The 15139-nt window shown below is 73.2% G+C and carries 15 protein-coding genes; 12 read left to right on the top strand and 3 right to left on the bottom strand.

Annotation, left to right across the window (positions count from 1 at the left end; genetic code table 11):
• Positions 1 to 1019: 1019 nt before the first annotated feature.
• The gene (locus ML5_RS29255; protein WP_013477265.1) at positions 1020 to 2396 is read left to right on the top strand and encodes an AMP-binding protein; all 1377 of its coding nucleotides are present in this window, start codon (positions 1020 to 1022) and stop codon (positions 2394 to 2396) included.
• A 42-nt stretch (positions 2397 to 2438) separates the two neighbouring features.
• On the opposite strand, the gene ML5_RS29250 is transcribed toward ML5_RS29255, so the two are convergent.
• Entirely contained in the window at positions 2439 to 2936 is a 498-nt protein-coding gene (locus ML5_RS29250; protein ID WP_013477264.1) for a cold-shock protein, read from the bottom strand.
• A 156-nt stretch (positions 2937 to 3092) separates the two neighbouring features.
• On the opposite strand from ML5_RS29250, the gene ML5_RS29245 reads away from it, so the two are divergent.
• On the top strand, positions 3093 to 3755 hold the full coding sequence (locus tag ML5_RS29245; RefSeq protein WP_013477263.1) for a 4'-phosphopantetheinyl transferase: 663 nt from the start codon (positions 3093 to 3095) through the stop codon (positions 3753 to 3755).
• Here ML5_RS29245 and ML5_RS29240 read toward each other — a convergent pair.
• Positions 3752 to 5164, bottom strand: a complete 1413-nt coding sequence (locus ML5_RS29240; protein ID WP_013477262.1) for an acyl-CoA synthetase — start codon at positions 5162 to 5164, stop codon at positions 3752 to 3754. The two genes, ML5_RS29245 and ML5_RS29240, sit on opposite strands and share 4 nt — an antisense overlap.
• 199 nt (positions 5165 to 5363) lie before the next feature.
• Here ML5_RS29240 and ML5_RS29235 point away from each other — a divergent pair, with 199 nt between their 5' ends.
• The 5 genes from ML5_RS29235 (at position 5364) to ML5_RS29215 (ending at position 8850) form a co-directional block, all read left to right on the top strand.
• Positions 5364 to 6029, top strand: coding sequence for an HAD-IA family hydrolase (locus ML5_RS29235; protein WP_013477261.1), 666 nt, complete (start codon positions 5364 to 5366; stop codon positions 6027 to 6029).
• A gap of 304 nt (positions 6030 to 6333) precedes the next feature.
• Positions 6334 to 7275 carry an ABC transporter ATP-binding protein gene (locus ML5_RS29230; RefSeq protein WP_013477260.1) on the top strand — a complete coding sequence of 314 codons (942 nt, stop codon included), beginning with the start codon at positions 6334 to 6336 and terminating at the stop codon, positions 7273 to 7275.
• Positions 7272 to 8009 (top strand): ABC transporter permease, encoded by a 738-nt coding sequence (locus tag ML5_RS29225; protein WP_013285652.1) that lies wholly within the window; start codon positions 7272 to 7274, stop codon positions 8007 to 8009. The genes ML5_RS29230 and ML5_RS29225 overlap by 4 nt, the downstream gene beginning before the upstream one ends.
• Positions 8010 to 8208: 199 nt before the next feature.
• Positions 8209 to 8451 (top strand): DUF5988 family protein, encoded by a 243-nt coding sequence (locus ML5_RS29220; protein ID WP_013477259.1) that lies wholly within the window; start codon positions 8209 to 8211, stop codon positions 8449 to 8451.
• Positions 8452 to 8469: 18 nt separating this feature from the next.
• Complete coding sequence (locus tag ML5_RS29215; RefSeq protein ID WP_013285654.1) at positions 8470 to 8850, top strand: glyoxalase/bleomycin resistance/extradiol dioxygenase family protein; 381 nt, start codon at positions 8470 to 8472, stop codon at positions 8848 to 8850.
• On the opposite strand, the gene ML5_RS29210 is transcribed toward ML5_RS29215, so the two are convergent.
• Positions 8789 to 9931, bottom strand: coding sequence for a carboxypeptidase-like regulatory domain-containing protein (locus ML5_RS29210; protein ID WP_013477258.1), 1143 nt, complete (start codon positions 9929 to 9931; stop codon positions 8789 to 8791). The genes ML5_RS29215 and ML5_RS29210 overlap by 62 nt on opposite strands.
• A gap of 240 nt (positions 9932 to 10171) precedes the next feature.
• Here ML5_RS29210 and ML5_RS29205 point away from each other — a divergent pair, with 240 nt between their 5' ends.
• The 5 genes from ML5_RS29205 (at position 10172) to ML5_RS29185 (ending at position 15117) form a co-directional block, all read left to right on the top strand.
• Positions 10172 to 10750, top strand: coding sequence for a hypothetical protein (locus ML5_RS29205; protein WP_013285656.1), 579 nt, complete (start codon positions 10172 to 10174; stop codon positions 10748 to 10750).
• A 1-nt stretch (position 10751) separates the two neighbouring features.
• Positions 10752 to 11339 (top strand): copper resistance CopC family protein, encoded by a 588-nt coding sequence (locus ML5_RS29200; RefSeq protein ID WP_013477257.1) that lies wholly within the window; start codon positions 10752 to 10754, stop codon positions 11337 to 11339.
• Between the two features lie 181 nt (positions 11340 to 11520).
• A complete protein-coding gene (locus ML5_RS29195; RefSeq protein WP_013477256.1) occupies positions 11521 to 12870 on the top strand; it encodes a cytochrome P450 in 1350 nt (449 codons plus the stop codon).
• Positions 12871 to 12898: 28 nt separating this feature from the next.
• A complete protein-coding gene (locus tag ML5_RS29190; RefSeq protein ID WP_013285659.1) occupies positions 12899 to 14371 on the top strand; it encodes an MFS transporter in 1473 nt (490 codons plus the stop codon).
• A complete protein-coding gene (locus ML5_RS29185; protein ID WP_013285660.1) occupies positions 14368 to 15117 on the top strand; it encodes an SDR family NAD(P)-dependent oxidoreductase in 750 nt (249 codons plus the stop codon). Before ML5_RS29190 ends, ML5_RS29185 begins: the two co-directional genes overlap by 4 nt.
• Positions 15118 to 15139 lie beyond the last annotated feature (22 nt).

Here is a 15139-nt window from a genome sequence, read left to right as displayed (position 1 = left end):
GGCAATTGGGCGGCAAGCCGAGTTGTGTAAAGGATGAGCAAACATGGGTTACTTGTCTCGGGTGACCCGGACCGGGGGTGGCGACGGAAAGTCGCCGGCTGGTCCCGTACCGTGACAGAGCGCTCCCATGAGCCGATGGTTCCGCTTATTCGGCCCGCCTGCTGATTGGCGAATGGGCTTTTCCGTGCTAATCCGGCGTCCGGGCGTTGCCGGTCGCTCTCGCCGAGGTGTTCGAAGCCGCCCGCGGTTGCGGCGTGCGGAGACGTCGAGCTGAGCGTCATCGTCGTTGAACTCGGCGTTCGTGACCCCGCCCGTGCCGATCCCGGCGCGGGCGGGCCTGGTGCCGGCGGCTGGTGTGGAGGTGTCGTCCGCCCCCGGGGTGGGGCTGCGGGGTCTGGTCGGGCCTCCGGCAATTGCCGGAGGCGCTCGATTGTTGCGATGTAAGGCATCGATGCCGGAACTGCGATCGATGCCTGTCCGATCCTGCCGGCGGTCGAGGCTTGGTGTGCGTCGGCGGGCCACGATTCGGACGTTTGGGAGATTCTGCGATTATGTATGAAAAGGAATTATGCGTCCGAGTGTCTGTTGGTTGCGGAGGTCTGCGGTCCCATTCGGCCTGAAGGCTGATCTCATGCGGGACGCGTCAATGCGATAAAGTCGTGACAGCGAGCTGCCGGGCATTGAGAAAGACGTTTTCCGATCGGTTTTCGCTCGCTGAGGACAAATGCGGTCTCTGTATTGTTCGCCGAGCCGGAGTGAGCGCTCGGGCCGGCCGTTGTGTCCGGACGGCCGGGATCCGGTCCTAGCTGGCCAGTAGGCCCGGACAGGGGGATTCGGACTCGGCGGCTAGGGGTTGTGCCCGACGATAGCCCGGCCCTAATTTCGGGGCACCCGGTCTCCACCGTCTGGATAGCCGGACATGGGGCCGTGCAGGCCCGAGACCTGAAGGGTTCTGTGGCCGTCGTGATGTCCCAGCTGCCGCCGCGACTCGTTGCGGCCCCGCGCAGGGGATAGCGGAGATGACACTGCTGCCGGTGCTGCGTGGATTCGGTGCGGATCGGGCCGACGCGGTCACGGTGGCCGGAAAAGCCCTCTCCAGCGAGGCCCTGCTGGGCTGCGTCACCGCCGTCGCTGATCGGATCAGGGGCGCGACCGCGGTCGCGGTCGACGGCACACCGACGCTGGAAGCGGTGGTCGGAATGCTCGGCGCCCTCCTCGCCGGGGCGCCGCTCGTACCGCTGCCTCCCGGCGCCGACGAACGCGAACGCCGCCGCATCCTGCGGCAGTCCGGAGCGACGGTGATCCTCGGCCGTGCCCCGTCCGGGGCCGACGGCCTGTCCACGATCCCGGTCGACCTGCGAGAACACGCCTCGACGCGGCACCCCGAGCCCGCCCCGGGCAGCGACGCCGTCATCCTCTACACCGGTGGCGCATCAGGGCCGCCACGAGGGGTGCGCATCTCGCGCCGCGCCATCGCCGCCGACCTCGACCTTCTGGCCCGTGCGTGGCACTGGAGCGAGGAGGACGTGGTCGTCCAGGGCACCCCGCTGTTCCGGGCGTACGGTCTGGTCGTCGGACTGCTCGGCGCACTGCGGGCCGGAAGCCGTTTCGTCCACCTCGATGACGCCGGCACCGCCGGGCCGGTCGGCTCCATGCACCTGGCGTCGCCCGACCAGTGGGCGAGGATAGCGCTGGACGGCCACCGGGCCCGGCCGCTGTCCGCGGCGCGGATCCTCGTTTCCGCGGACGGTCCGCTGGCCCGCGCCGTGGCCGAGCGGCTCCGACTGCTCACCTCGCACCGGCCGGTGCAGGCCTACGGCACTACCGAGACGCTCGTCGCGCTGACCGGGCGGGCCGGCGACCGTACGGTTCCGGGCGCTGTCGGCACCCCCCTGCCCGGCGTCGAGACGCGCGTGCTGGACCGCGAGGACCGGCCGGTGCCGGCCGACGGCCAGTCGGCGGGCGAGCTGAGCGTCTGCGGGCCGACGCTGTTCAGCGGGTACGTCGGCGGGCGGAGCCTCGCCGCCGGTCGCTGGCACGCCACCGGGGACCTGGCCAGCGTGGCCCCCGACGGCACGTACCGGATCATCGGGCGGTGCGGGCTCGACGTGGTGCACAGCCGGGGCCGGCGGATGCCCGCCGGGCAGATCGAGGAGGCGTTGCTGAGCCACCCCGGCGTGCGCGACGCCGCCGTCGTCGGCACGCCGCACCACGCGCTCGGCGAGCAGGTCACCGCCTACGTCGTCGCCGAGGGGGTGACCGCGCAGGTGCTCATCGACCACGTCGGCCGGTACCTCTCGGCGGGCCAGCGCCCCCGGCGGGTGCACTTCGTCGACGAGCTGCCGCGCAGCGCCTTCGGGCGGATCAGCAAGTCCCTGCTGATCGCCCGCGGCTGAGCCGGCCGGACAGCGGGCGGCGGTGACCCGCCCCCGCCACGGTCAGCCCTCCACCCAGCCGTGCCGCCGGGCCAGCTCCAGCATCCTCGCACGTACCGCCACGATCTGCGCTCCGGTCAGGTCCGACACGGAGGTCACCAGCGCCTCGGTGGTCTCCGCGGAGAAGGCCCGCTCGGAGAGGACGTCGCACAGACCCTCGTCGTCCTCCGCGCCGCCCGTGGCCTGCCCGCTGTCCCTGCTGCGCCCGCCGCCGACCGTGACGCCGGCCCGGGCGGACAGCCCGGCACCGGCCGTCGGGACGCGATCCGCACCCGGGGCGACGCCGGACACCCGCACCAGCACGGCCTTGGGGCCGCGCTCGGTCTCCACCGCGTCGTACTCGACCGGGACGCCGGGCGTCAGTGCCCACTTGTCGCCGTCGAGCATGTTCGCGTGCACGAACACGTCGTCGCTGCCGTCGTCCGGGGCGATGAACCCGTAGCCCCGCACCTCGTCGAACCGCACCACTTTGCCAGTAAGCATCGCCATTCCCGCGTCCATCCGCCCCAAATCCAGGTGCCCCGCCCGCAGGACCGGGACGGCGCCCAGAGTGGCACCTGTCCCGTGCAGGCCGGCACCCGTACCCGACCCCTATGGTGCACCTATCGCCGAGGCCCGCCGCGGCGAGGGGTGCCGCAGCGCCTACCATCGGCCAACGTGATCGAGCAGATCCTGCCCCCCACCGTGGCGGTGTCCGAGTCCTTCACCGATCCCGCCGGCGTGACCCTGTTCCCCGAGGAGGAGGCGCTGGTGGCACGGTCGGTGGAGAAGCGACGCCGGGAGTTCACCACAGTGCGGCACTGCGCCCGGCTGGCCCTCGGCGAGCTGGGCCTCGCCCCGGCGCCGATCGTCTCCGGCGCACGCGGTGCCCCGCTCTGGCCGGACGGCGTGGTCGGCAGTATGACGCACTGCGATGGCTACCGGGCGGCGGTCGTCGGCCGTACGGCGGCGTTCGCCAGCCTCGGGGTGGACGCCGAGCCGCACGCCCCGCTGCCCGACGGGGTGCTTGGAGCGATCGCCCTGCCGGCCGAACGGTCGCGCACCGTCACGCTGGGCGCGGTCCGCCCCGCCGTCTGCTGGGACCGCCTGTTGTTCAGCGCCAAGGAGGCGGTGTACAAGGCGTGGTTCCCGCTCACCGGCCAGTGGCTGGACTTCTCCGAGGCGGACATCGTGTTCGACCCGGCCGGCACGTTCGAGGCCCGGCTGCTGGTGCCCGGTCCGGTGTTCGGCGGGGCCGAGGTGCGGGCGTTCGCGGGCAGGTTCCTGGTCGAGCGGGGGCTGGTGGTCACCGCGATCAGCATCCCGGCGGTCGCGTCCTAACCGTCTGCGCTGAGCCGCGTCTTCTGCACCTTGCCCAGGGCGTTGCGGGGCAGGGCGTCGACAAGGCGCACCTCGCGTGGTCGCTTGTGCGCCGAAAGGTGCCGGGCCACGAAGTCGATCAGCTCGGCCTCGCCCACCCCGTCGCCCACCACGTACGCGGTGACCTGCTGACCGAGGTCGGGGTGCGGGGTGCCCACCACGGCTGCCTCACGGACCCCCGGGTGCGTCAGCAGGGCGTCCTCCACCTCGCCGGCGCCGATCCGGTAGCCACCGCTCTTGATCAGGTCGGTCGACGCCCGGCCGACGATCCGGTGCCAGCCGTCCGGGTCGACGGTGGCGACGTCCCCGGTGCGGAACCAACCGTCCGGGGTACGGCTCGCCGCGTCGGCGTCCGGACGGTTGAGGTAGCCGTCGAACAGCGTGGGGCCGGTGACCTGAAGCTCGCCCATCGTCGTCCCGTCGGCCGGGAGCGGGGTGCCGTCGTCGCCGACCAGCCGCGTACGGACCCCGGGCAGCGCCAGCCCGACGGTGCCGGGCCGGCGTGGGCCGTCCGTCCGGGCGCTCACAGTGATCAGGGTCTCGGTCATCCCGTACCGCTCGACGACCCGGTGACCGGTGAGGGTGGCGAGGTCGGCGAAGACCGCCGCCGGCAGCGCCGCGCTGCCCGAGACCAGCAGCCGCGCCGGACGCAGCGCCCGGGCCGCGTCCGGGTCGGCGGCGATTCGGGACCACACCGTCGGCACCCCGAAGTACATGGTGCCGTTGGCGGCGGCGTACCGGTCGGGGCGGGGGCGGCCCACGTGGTGCAGCCGGCCGCCCAGCCGCAGTGGTCCGAGCACGCCGAGCACCAGCCCGTGCACGTGGAACAGCGGCAGGCCGTGCACCAGCAGGTCGTCCGGCGTCCATGCCCAGGCGTCGGCCAGCCCGTCGAGGCAGGCGGCGATCGCGCGGCGGGAGATCACGGCGCCCTTCGGGGCGCCGGTGGTGCCGCTGGTGTAGAGGATCACCGCGGTGCAGGCCGGATCCGGCTCGGGGTGGACGGTGTCCGACCGGCGGGTCAGGTCGACGGGTACGACGGGCCGGCCGGCGTCACCGACGGTGTGTTCCGCGCCGGCCGGGGCCAGCAGCGCCGTCGCGCCCGAGTCGCGCAGGATGTGATCGCGCTCCATCGGCCCGGCGTCCGGCGGGATCGGCACGACCGCCGCCCCGGCCGTCAGCGCGCCCACCACGCCGACCACGGTCTCCAGGGTGGCGGTGGCCTCGATCGCCACCCGGTCGACGCCGCGCAGCTCGTCGGCCACCGCCGTGGCAAGGCGGCGAAGCTCCACCCAGGACGCCGCCCGGCCGTCGACCCGGATCGCGTCCGGGTGCTCGTCGGTGCCCTTCGTCAGCCAGCCCAGCAGCGGCATGGTGCGATCCTCTCAGCGGCCCGGTCCGAGCCCTGCCGGGGGCCGCGACGCCGGTAGGGTCGTGGGGTACCGCCGGATCCGGGTGGGCGAGTGCGCCGCGCCGGTGGGCCGGGAGAACGGTCCTGACCGTAGTCGGGGGTCTCCGCGGCCTGCCACCCCTACCGGCCGTGGTGGTCGTGCGGGCGGGGAGGTGACATCGGTGGTCGCGAGGGCGACGGCGGCACCCGACGGTGTCGGGGCGGTGGTGTTCGACCTCGACGGGGTGCTGGTCGACAGCCTCGCCGTGGCCAGAGAGGCGTTCGCCCTCGCCTACGCCGAGGTGGTCGGCGACGGCATGGCCCCGGTCGAGGAGTACTGCCGCCACCCGGGCCGGTACCTGCCGGAGGTGCTGGAGCTGATGGGTCTGCCAGCGGCGCTCGCCGAGCCGTTCGTGCGGCAGAGCAACCGCCTTGCACACCGGGTCAGCCCGGTCGACGGCGCGGCGGAGCTGCTGCGCACCCTGCGTCGGCGGGGGATCGGGCTCGCGGTGGCCACCGGCCGCAGCGGCGTACGCGCCCGGGACCTGCTCGGCCGGCTCGACCTGTTGCCGCTCGTCGACCACGTGGTGGGCTCGGACGAGGTGCCCCGCCCGAAGCCCGCGCCCGACATCGTACGGCGGGCGCTGCACCTGCTCGGGGCCCGGCCCGCGGAGGCGCTGATGGTCGGCGACGCGCCCAGCGACCTGGCCAGCGCGCGGGCGGCCGGGGTGACGGCGGTGGCCGCGCTGTGGGGCGAGTCCGACGAGGAGACGCTGCGCACGGCCGGCCCGGACGTCGTTCTGACCCGGCTCGACGAGTTGCTGCCGCTGTGCCCGGCACGGCGGTGACGAGCCACACCGGATCCGTGGGCGAGAAGCCGCCCGGAGCCGCCGCCCGCCCGGACGGACGCACGGACACCTGGCGTGACCGGGCGACACCCCTGTCGCCGGGCGGCACCCCTGTGGAGGATCGTTCCCCGACATCGACACCCCCGATTCGTCACCCGATCAGTTGATCGGCGCATCGGTTGCGCGGATGATGTCGGGCGTCGGTCGGCCCGGGTCCGGCCCGTTCCCGCGAACCGACGCCGCGATCAGCCGAGGGGTCCGCCCTTTCCGACGGCAAACCGCACATGAAGGAGGACCACCCCAGATGCCGGTCATCGAGGTCGATCATCTGCAGAAGCGGTACGGCGAGAAGGTCGCGGTCGACGACGTTTCCTTCACCGTCGAGCAGGGCGAGATCTTCGGCGTCCTCGGCCCGAACGGCGCCGGCAAGACGACCACGGTGGAGTGCGTGCAGGGGTTGCGCCGTCCCGACGGCGGGACCGTCCGGGTGTTCGGGCTGGACCCGGTGCGCGACCGCACCGAGGTGCGCCAGCGCGTCGGCGCCCAGCTCCAGGAGAGCCAGCTGCCGGACAAGGTGCGGGTGCGGGAGGCGCTGGACCTTTACCGGTCCTTCTACCGCAACCGGGCCGACATCGACGAGCTGCTGACCGACCTCGGCCTGGCCGAGCAGCGCAACACCTACTTCCAGAAGCTCTCCGGCGGGCAGAAGCAGCGACTGTCGGTGGCCCTGGCGCTGGTGGGCAGGCCGGAGATCGCCATCCTCGACGAGCTGACCACGGGCCTCGACCCGCAGGGCCGCCGGGACACCTGGGATCTCGTCGAGCGGATTCGCGACCGCGGCGTCACCGTCGTGCTGGTCACCCACTTCATGGAGGAGGCGCAACGACTCTGTGACCGGATCGCGATCATCGACAAGGGGCGGGTGGTGGCCATCGACAGCCCCGCTGGCCTGCTCGCCCGCGTCGGCAGCGAGCACCGGGTGCACTTCCGCCCGGCGGAGCCGGTCGAGGACGCCCTGCTGCTCGCCTCGCCCGACGTGACCGGGGTCAGCCGCTACGGCGCGGAGGTGACGGTGACCGGCACGAAGGACGTGCTCCAGTCGGTCCTGTCAGCGCTCAACGGGCGCGGAACAACCTACACGGACCTGCGGGTCGAGCAGCCCAGCCTCGACGACGCCTTCGTCGCCCTGACCGGCCGTGGCGGCCGGACCGCCGCGCAGTCCCCGACCGACGGGAGGTCGTCGTGAGCGCCCTGTCCAAGCTGATCGCCGTCGAGACGAAGCTGTTCCTCCGGGAGCCCGTGTCGTTGTTCTTCGTCTTCGCCCTGCCGATCGGCCTGATGCTCGTCTTCGGCCTGCCGCAGCGTGCCGGTACGGCCGCCGACACCGGGCAGCACGCCGAGCAGACGTTCCTCCCGTCGCTCGCGCTGGCTCTCACCATCGGCATGCTCGCGCTCTTCACCCTGCCGATGGCGCTGGGCATCTACCGGGAACGCCGGATCCTGCGCCGTCTGGCGACGACCCCGGTGCAGCCCGCGCTGCTGCTGGTCGCCCAGGTCGTGGTCAACCTCGTGATGGGCGTGCTCGGTGCGGTGGTCACCGCGATCGCCGTGCGGTTCCTGCTGGACCAGCCGGCGCCGGCCAACCTGCCCGGGTTCGTGCTGGCCTTCCTTCTCGGGGTCGCGTGTCTGTTCGCCGTCGGCCTGCTGATCGCGGCGCTGGCGCCGTCGGCCAGGGCGGCACAGTCGATCGGCCCCGCGCTGTTCTTCCCGCTGCTCTTCCTGGCCGGTGCCTGGTTGCCCCGCGACCGGATGCCGAGTGCCCTGGCCGTCGTCGCCGACTACTCGCCGCTCGGCGCGACGGTCGACACCATCGGCGCGGCGTGGGCGGGCGCCGACCCCGAACTGCCGCAGCTGATCGCCCTGGCCGTCACGGCCGCCGTCGCCTCCCTGGGGGCGACGCGCTTCTTCCGCTGGGAGTGAGCCCGCCGCCCGACAGGGCTGGTCTGGGCATCGTCGCTGCCCAGGGCGTATCTAGGGGTGCGCTAAGGGTGCCGGCGAAATGTGATCTGCACTACGTTCGGTTCACCCGGCATCGGGTGTCGTTGGACCTGTGTGGACCGAGCCGCCGTCGCCCCTGTAGCGGCTCGTAAGGTGTGCGGAATGCGACGGAGGTCGTGCCATGAAGGACGTTTCGCAAGCTGATCCGGTCGCCCGGGACGCCGCCGGCGTCATCGATGTCGTCCTGGAGGGCGGCCCGGCCGACCTGCCGGCCGACCTGCGCAGCCGTCGGGTTTCCACGGCAGAGAAGAAGATCAAGATCCTGTACTACGGCGGGTACGAGCACTTCGAGCGGGGCAACGCCGCCGCGGCGGTCGAGCCGGTGGTCTTCCGCTGGACCGGTCGGACCCGGATCGCCGAGTAGCGAAGGGACAGCAGTCTCATGCGGGCACAGGACCAGCGTACGGGACCGCACCTGACGGTCAGCGACACAAGCGAGGCGATCGCCTTCTACACGGACGTCTTCGACGCCGTGGCCATCCAACGGGAGTGCCTGCTCGACGGGCATGTCGTGCACGCGGAACTGGCCGTCGGCGGCCATCACCTGACCGTGAGCGAGTGGTGGGAGGCGGGCGACCCGTCGGTGGCCGCAGACCGTGACGAGGTGTTGACCATCGAGCGGACGGACCCCGAGTCGGTGCTGCGGCGGGCGGTGGCCGCGGGCGCCCACCTCGAGCCGCCGGCTGCCCCGTCGCACCAGGTCATGTTGCGCGACCCTGCCGGCCTCTGCTGGAGCGTCGTCGGCCCGCAGCGGACGGCGTAGGGCGAGCCTTCGCGCGCCCCGGCGGACCCGGGACAGCCGGGCTTCCGCCGGCCGGCCCGATGTGCAGGATCGCGGTCGGCGCGTCGGCCAGGTCTCCGCCGGCCGGCAGCCGGGCCGCCGGGAGAGCGGCCGCCTCCGCCTCCGCGCCCGGTGCGCTCCTGCGCCGCACCATCACCAGTGCGAGCGCGCCCAGGCCCGCGGCGACCAGCAGGCCGCCCAGCAGGAACATCGACGTACTGCCGCCCTCGTCGCCGGTGGCCGTGAGTGTGGGCGGCGCGGCCGCGGGGGCGCCGTCGTCAGCCGCCTCGGCGAGAGGGCTCGCCTCCGCGGTGGGCGACGGCGACGTCGTGGTCGGCGCCGGCACCGCGGAGAGGGTCAACCGTACGGTCGCGACGTCGCCGGCCCGGCCCCGTACGGTCGCGCGGGCGGTGCGGTAGCCGTCCATGGTCGCGCGGACCGTGATGGATCCCTCGGCGATCGTCCTGCCTGCCCTGGACGTGATCGAGAACCGGCCGCTGCGGTCGCTGGTCGTCCGGTACTCGTGGCCGGCACTGTCCCGGATGGTCAGATCCGCCCCGCCGATGGCCTTTTCGTCGGCGTCGCCGACCCGGCCGGAGACCCCCCTCACCCCCGCCGCCGGCTCGGCCTCGCCGGAGGGCGAGGCGCCCGGCCCGTGGACGTAGACCATCTTGTACGCGTAGCTGTTCTGCCCGGCGAGCCGCACGCCGACCGAGATGTTGAGGCCGGTGGTCTCGCCCGGGCGAGCGTCAGGGGCCACGAGTGTCGCGTCGAAGGTCCGGCTCTGACCGGGCCGGAGATTCGGCTCCGCCCGGCAGCCGGTGGCGCACCGCAGGCCGCCGCCCACCACCACGATCGCCGTCTCGGCGCGGCGTCCGTCGTTGGTGACGCGGAACTGCACACGTACCGTCTCGCGGGGTTTCACGTTCTCCGCCGACACGCTCAGGATGCTCACCGTCTCCGGCGCGGCCGTCGCCGGTGCCGCCGCCACCGCGAGCGTCCCTCCGGCCAGCGCCACCAGTGCGGCCGCCCGGGCCAGCCGGACACGTGAGCGCGTCGTCACTCCCCACCACCTCTTCCCCCGAGCCGGCGACGCCGGTCGATGGCGCCGCGGGCCACTATGCCCGGTCCGGCGCCGGCCGCGCGACCCGCCTCCGGCGGCCGGCCGGCAGCCCGCACGGGCCGGGACCGTCCGGCCGGGACGGACCGCAAGCGGGAAGAGGTTCCGGACCCGGTCCGCTCCTACCGTCGAAGCCGTCCGACCGCTACGGCCACGCCGTCAGCGCCGATCCCCGGAGGCCCGATGTCCGACCGTCCTCGGCGGCTCCAGCCGGTGAACCCCACGTCGCTCGTCACGGCGTGGAACACCAGTTGGCACCGCGCCGCGATCAACGTGTTCACGTTCGTCGTGCTGGCCCACTGGGCCGAGCACCTCGTGCAGGCCGCGCAGATCTGGATCCTGGGCTGGAGCCGGCCCGACGCCCGTGGTCTGCTGGGCATGCCCTTCCCGTGGCTGATCGAGTCGGAGTGGCTGCACTACGGATACGCCCTGGTGATGCTCGCCGGCTTCTGGCTGCTGCGGGACGGTTTCGTCGGCCGCGCCCGGCTGTGGTGGGGCATCGCCCTCGGCGTGCAGGTGTGGCACCACCTGGAGCACCTGCTGCTGCTCGTCCAGTCGCTCACCGGTCAGTACCTGCTGGGTCGCCCGGTGCCGACCAGCCTCGCCCAGGTCGTGTTCCCGCGCGTCGAGCTGCACCTGTTCTACAACGCCGTGGTCTTCGCGCCGATGGTGATCGCGATCGGCTTGCACCTGCGTCCGACGTGGCACGAGCGGGCACTGATGCGGTGCAGCTGTCGTCGTCCCGCTCCCGCGGGGGCCTGACGTGCCCGTCCCCGCCGCCCGGCCGGCCCGCACGGGCTGGGCGGCCGGTGCGGCGGTGGCGGCGCTCGCGCTCGGCGTACCGCTGTTGAGCATCCTGTCCGCCGCGGCACCGGTCCGGATGGTCTCCGCGGCGCCCGCGGACCGGGCGGTCGTCGGCCGGCCGCCGTCCTCGGTCACGCTCACCTTCGACCGTCCGCCGGCCGGCTCCGGGACGCACCTCTCGGTCGCCGCGCCCGGGATCGCGCCGCAGGTCGGCCGCCCGGTCGTTCGTGGACGCCAGGTCAGCATCGCCGTGCCGCCGGCCGGCGAGGGGACGTACCTGGTGGCCTATCACGCGGAGTTCGGCGCCGGCCGTGAGCTGGCCGGCACGATCCGGTTCGACGTACGTGGGGACGCGCCGCCGGCAGTCGTCGGCGACCGGCCCGATCCGCGTGTCCAGGTCGATCCGGCGGGGGGCGGGCACTCGCACGGCGCGTCGGCCGAGCCGTGGGTGCTCGTGCTGCTCGGGGCCGACCTGCTGGTGCTGCTGGTCGTCGGACTGCGGCTGCTCCACCGGCGCCGGCGGGACGACCCCTCGCCCGGCAGGTGAACGGCGCGCCGGGGTTGCACTGACTGATAGTCATACTCCACTATGACTGTTAGTCATAGAGGGCGTCGGGCGGCGACGGATTCCGTGCGCCGCCGTCCCGTCGGCTGATCGCCGCTCGCCCGCGGTGCATCCCGGCCGGCGCTGCCAGCCGGGTGGGGCGCGAACCGCCGGGGAGGATCCGATGGTCGCCGCAGACACGACGAAGCCAGAGGTGCCGGTGCTGCCCGGCCGGTTGCCCATAGCCGGGCACGCACCGCTGCTGATGAGCCAGGGACTCCGGCTGATGGAGCGCGCCCGGGACACCGCGCCGGTGGTCCGGATCTACCTCGGCCGCAAACCGGTCTACGTGGTCAACGACGCCGACCTGCTGCGCCGCGTGCTGGTCACCGACGCCCCGGCCTTCGCCGGCAAGGGCCCTCTGGTCGAGAAGGCGAAGCTCGTGCTCGGCAACGGCATCTCGTGCTCGACCGGCGACTTCAACCACCGCCAGCGCCGCCTCATGCAGCCCGCGTTCCACAAGGAACGCGTCGCGGGTTACGTCGACGTCATGCGCGCCATCGCCGGCGAGCGGATCGCCGGCTGGCGCGACGGCGACCGGATCGTGATGGAACAGGAGATGCGCGAGATCGCCCTCACCGTCGCGGCGAAGGCGCTGTTCGCCTCCGACATCGGGCGCGAGGCGGTCGAGGAGTTCCGCACGTCGATCCCGATCGCGGTGAGCGGCGTGGCCGTCCGCACCATGATGCCGGCCCTCGCGGCCCTTCCCACCCCGGGCAACCGCCGCTTCGACCGGGCGCTGCACCGGCTGCACCAGATCATCGACCGGATGATCCAGGCGTACCGGCGCGACGGTGTCGACCACGGGGACGTGCTGTCGATGCTGCTCGCGGCCCGTGACGAGGACACCGGCGAGCCGATGCCGGACCTGCAGGTCCACGCCGAGGTGATGACCATCGCCACCGCCGCGACCGAGACCACGAACGGTGCCCTGGTGTGGGCGGCGTACGAGCTGGGCCAGCGGGAGGACGTCGAGCGCCGGCTGCACGAGGAGCTGACGGACGTGCTCAGCGACCGGCCGGTCACCGCGGCCGACCTGCCGAAGCTCGAGTACACCCGGCGCTTCCTCAGCGAGGTGCTGCGGCTGTACGCGATGTGGGTGCTGACCCGCCAGACGACCCGGGCCGTCGAACTCGGCGGGTACGCCCTGCCGGCCGGCGCGACCATCATGTTCAGCCCGCAGGCGATCCACCGCGACCCCCGGATCTACCGCGATCCGCTCCGGTTCGACCCGGACCGGTGGCTGCCGGAACGTGCGGCAGAGGTGCCCCGCAACGCGTTCCTGCCGTTCGGTTCCGGCCGCTACATCTGCATCGGCGAGCAGTTCGCCATGACCGAGATGCTCGTCGTGTTCGCCACGCTCGTCCGCCGGCTGCGCCTGCGGCCGGTGCCCGGTCACGTCGTGAAGCCGTCGGTCGCCAAGGGCGGCCTGCCCAACAGCCTGCCCATGGTCGTCGAGTCACGCCGCGCGTGAGACGTCGTGCACTAACCCAGGAGGAGACATGGCCGTTGCGGCCGATGAGCCCCGTTCACCCGTACGCCGGCGCTGGTGGGCGCTGACACTGCTCTGCTTCGTGCAGTTCATGCTGGTCGTGGACGACACGGTGGTGAACGTCGCGCTGCCGTCCATCCGCGAGGACCTCGGTTACTCGGCCACCGGCCTGGCCTGGGTCGTCAACGGCTACCTGCTGGCCTTCGGCGGCCTGATCCTGCTCGGTGGACGTGCCGGGGACCTGGTCGGGCACCGTCGGGTGTTCCTCGCCGGTGTGGCCGTCTTCGCCGTGGCGTCGCTCGCCTGCGGCGTCGCGCAGGAGCCCTGGCAGTTGGTGGCGGCACGGTTCCTCCAGGGCGTCGGCGGCGCGCTGGCCTCGCCGACCGCGCTCGCCCTGATCACCCTGATCTTCGCGGAGGGCGCGGAGCGGGCCAAGGCCATCGGCCTCTGGGGCGGCATCGCCGCCCTCGGCGGAATCGTCGGCTACGTGCTGTCCGGTCTGCTCACCGACCTGGTCTCCTGGCGGCTGGTCTTCCTGATCAACCTGCCGGTGGCGGTCGTCGTGCTCGCGCTGGTGCCGGCACTGGTTCCGCCCGCCGCGACGGCCGCTCGCCAACGGGTCGACATCCCGGGCGCGGTCACCGCCACGGTCGGCCTCGCCGCCCTGGTGTTCGCGCTGCTGGAGGCGCCCGGCGCCGGCTGGGGCAGCCCTCGCGCGCTCGTTCCGCTGGCGGTGGCCGTGGTGCTGCTCGCGGCGTTCGTGCTCCAGGAACGCAGGGTCGCGTACCCGCTCGTGCCGTTGCGGTTCTTCGCCAACCGCACGCGCAGCGCGGCGAACGGCACCATGATGCTCTTCACCACCGGCCTGTTCGCGATGTTCTTCCTGCTCACCCTGCACGTCCAGGAGCGCCTGGGCTGGTCGCCGCTGCAGACCGGCCTGGCGTACGTACCAATGGCCGTGTGCCTGCTGATCGGCATCTCGCTCTCGCAGCGCCTGGTCGGGCGCCTCGGCCCCCGGCCGGTGCTGCTCGTGGGACCGCTGCTCACCGCGGCCGGACTGCTCTACCTGTCCTGGATCGACGGGACCGAACGCTACCTGCCGGACATCCTGCCCGGCATGGTGCTCGTCGCGCTGGGCGCCGGGCTCGCCGTGCCGGTCCTCGCCACCGCCGCGATGTCCGCCACCACCGCCGAGGACGCCGGCCTCGGCTCGGGGATGCTGACCGTCGCCCAGCAGATCGGCGGTGCCGTCGGCCTGGCGCTGCTGGTCAGTCTCGCGGGGCTGAGGTCGCGGCAGATGGTCTCCGACGGCGCCGGCGAGGACGCCGCCGCCATCGGCGGCACGGTGCTCGCCTTCCAGGTCGCGGCCGTGATCCTCGTCGCCGCCGCGCTGCTCACCCTCGTCATCCGGCCGCCGCGACCCGCCGCGTCGCCGGACCGGACCGACAGCCCGGACCACACGTCGATCGGAGTGCCGTCATGAACCGTCTCGAGGGAAGAGTAGCGCTGGTCACCGGCTCCACCTCCGGCATCGGCCGGGCCATCGCCGCGGGATACGCGGCCGAGGGCGCCACTGTGGTCGTGCACGGCCGGGACAAGGAACGCGCCGACGCCGTGGTCGAGCGGATCTCGGCCGCCGGAGGGCGGGCCGAGGCGGTCCTCGCGGACCTGTCCCGGCCCGGTGAGGCCGGCCGGCTGGTGCGGGCGGTGCTGGACAGCCACGGCGGGGTCGACGTCGTCGTGAACAACGCCGGCGTGATGAGCATGGGCACCGCCGGCCAGGTGACCGAGGAGAACGTCGACGAGGTCCTGGCGATCAACTTCAAGGCGCCGCTGTTCGTCACCCGGGCCGCTCTGCCGTCCCTCGTGGAGCGCGGCGGGTCGGTCGTCAACGTGACCACCGCGGGCGCCCACCGGGGCTCTCCGGGCGGTGCGGTGTACGCCGCCGCGAAGGCGGCGCTGCACATGCTGACGGTGAGCTGGGCCGCCGAGTTCGCCCCGCAGGGCGTACGGGTCAACGAACTGATCCCCGGAGCGACCCGGACGCCGATGATGGAGCCGCTCCTGCAGGCCCCCGAGGTCCAGGCCATGCTGGCCCAGCGGATCCCGATCGGCCGGGTGGCGGAGCCGGAGGACCTGGTCGGCGCGGCCGTCTTCCTCGCCTCGGCCGAGGCGAGCTACGTGACCGGCGCGGTGCTCGCCGTGGACGGCGGCTTCCTCGCCGGCTGAGCGGCCGGGCGCGTCCGCGGCT

Source organism: Micromonospora sp. L5 (genome assembly GCF_000177655.2).
GTDB classification, from domain to species: Bacteria; Actinomycetota; Actinomycetes; order Mycobacteriales; family Micromonosporaceae; genus Micromonospora; species Micromonospora aurantiaca.
Note: the sequence above shows the minus strand (reverse complement) of the source record. Positions and strands in the feature narration are given on the sequence as shown.

Excerpts from the sequence above, each read along its gene's own strand:
- ML5_RS29220 (WP_013477259.1), top strand. The coding sequence starts at position 8,209 with ATGAAGGACGTTTCGCAAGCTGATCCGGTCGCCCGGGACGCCGCCGGC.
- ML5_RS29215 (WP_013285654.1), top strand. The coding sequence starts at position 8,470 with ATGCGGGCACAGGACCAGCGTACGGGACCGCACCTGACGGTCAGCGAC.
- ML5_RS29250 (WP_013477264.1), bottom strand. The coding sequence starts at position 2,936 with ATGGACGCGGGAATGGCGATGCTTACTGGCAAAGTGGTGCGGTTCGAC.
- ML5_RS29205 (WP_013285656.1), top strand. The coding sequence starts at position 10,172 with ATGTCCGACCGTCCTCGGCGGCTCCAGCCGGTGAACCCCACGTCGCTC.
- ML5_RS29255 (WP_013477265.1), top strand. The coding sequence starts at position 1,020 with ATGACACTGCTGCCGGTGCTGCGTGGATTCGGTGCGGATCGGGCCGAC.
- ML5_RS29185 (WP_013285660.1), top strand. The coding sequence starts at position 14,368 with ATGAACCGTCTCGAGGGAAGAGTAGCGCTGGTCACCGGCTCCACCTCC.
- ML5_RS29230 (WP_013477260.1), top strand. The coding sequence starts at position 6,334 with ATGCCGGTCATCGAGGTCGATCATCTGCAGAAGCGGTACGGCGAGAAG.
- ML5_RS29195 (WP_013477256.1), top strand. The coding sequence starts at position 11,521 with ATGGTCGCCGCAGACACGACGAAGCCAGAGGTGCCGGTGCTGCCCGGC.
- ML5_RS29190 (WP_013285659.1), top strand. The coding sequence starts at position 12,899 with ATGGCCGTTGCGGCCGATGAGCCCCGTTCACCCGTACGCCGGCGCTGG.
- ML5_RS29240 (WP_013477262.1), bottom strand. The coding sequence starts at position 5,164 with ATGCCGCTGCTGGGCTGGCTGACGAAGGGCACCGACGAGCACCCGGAC.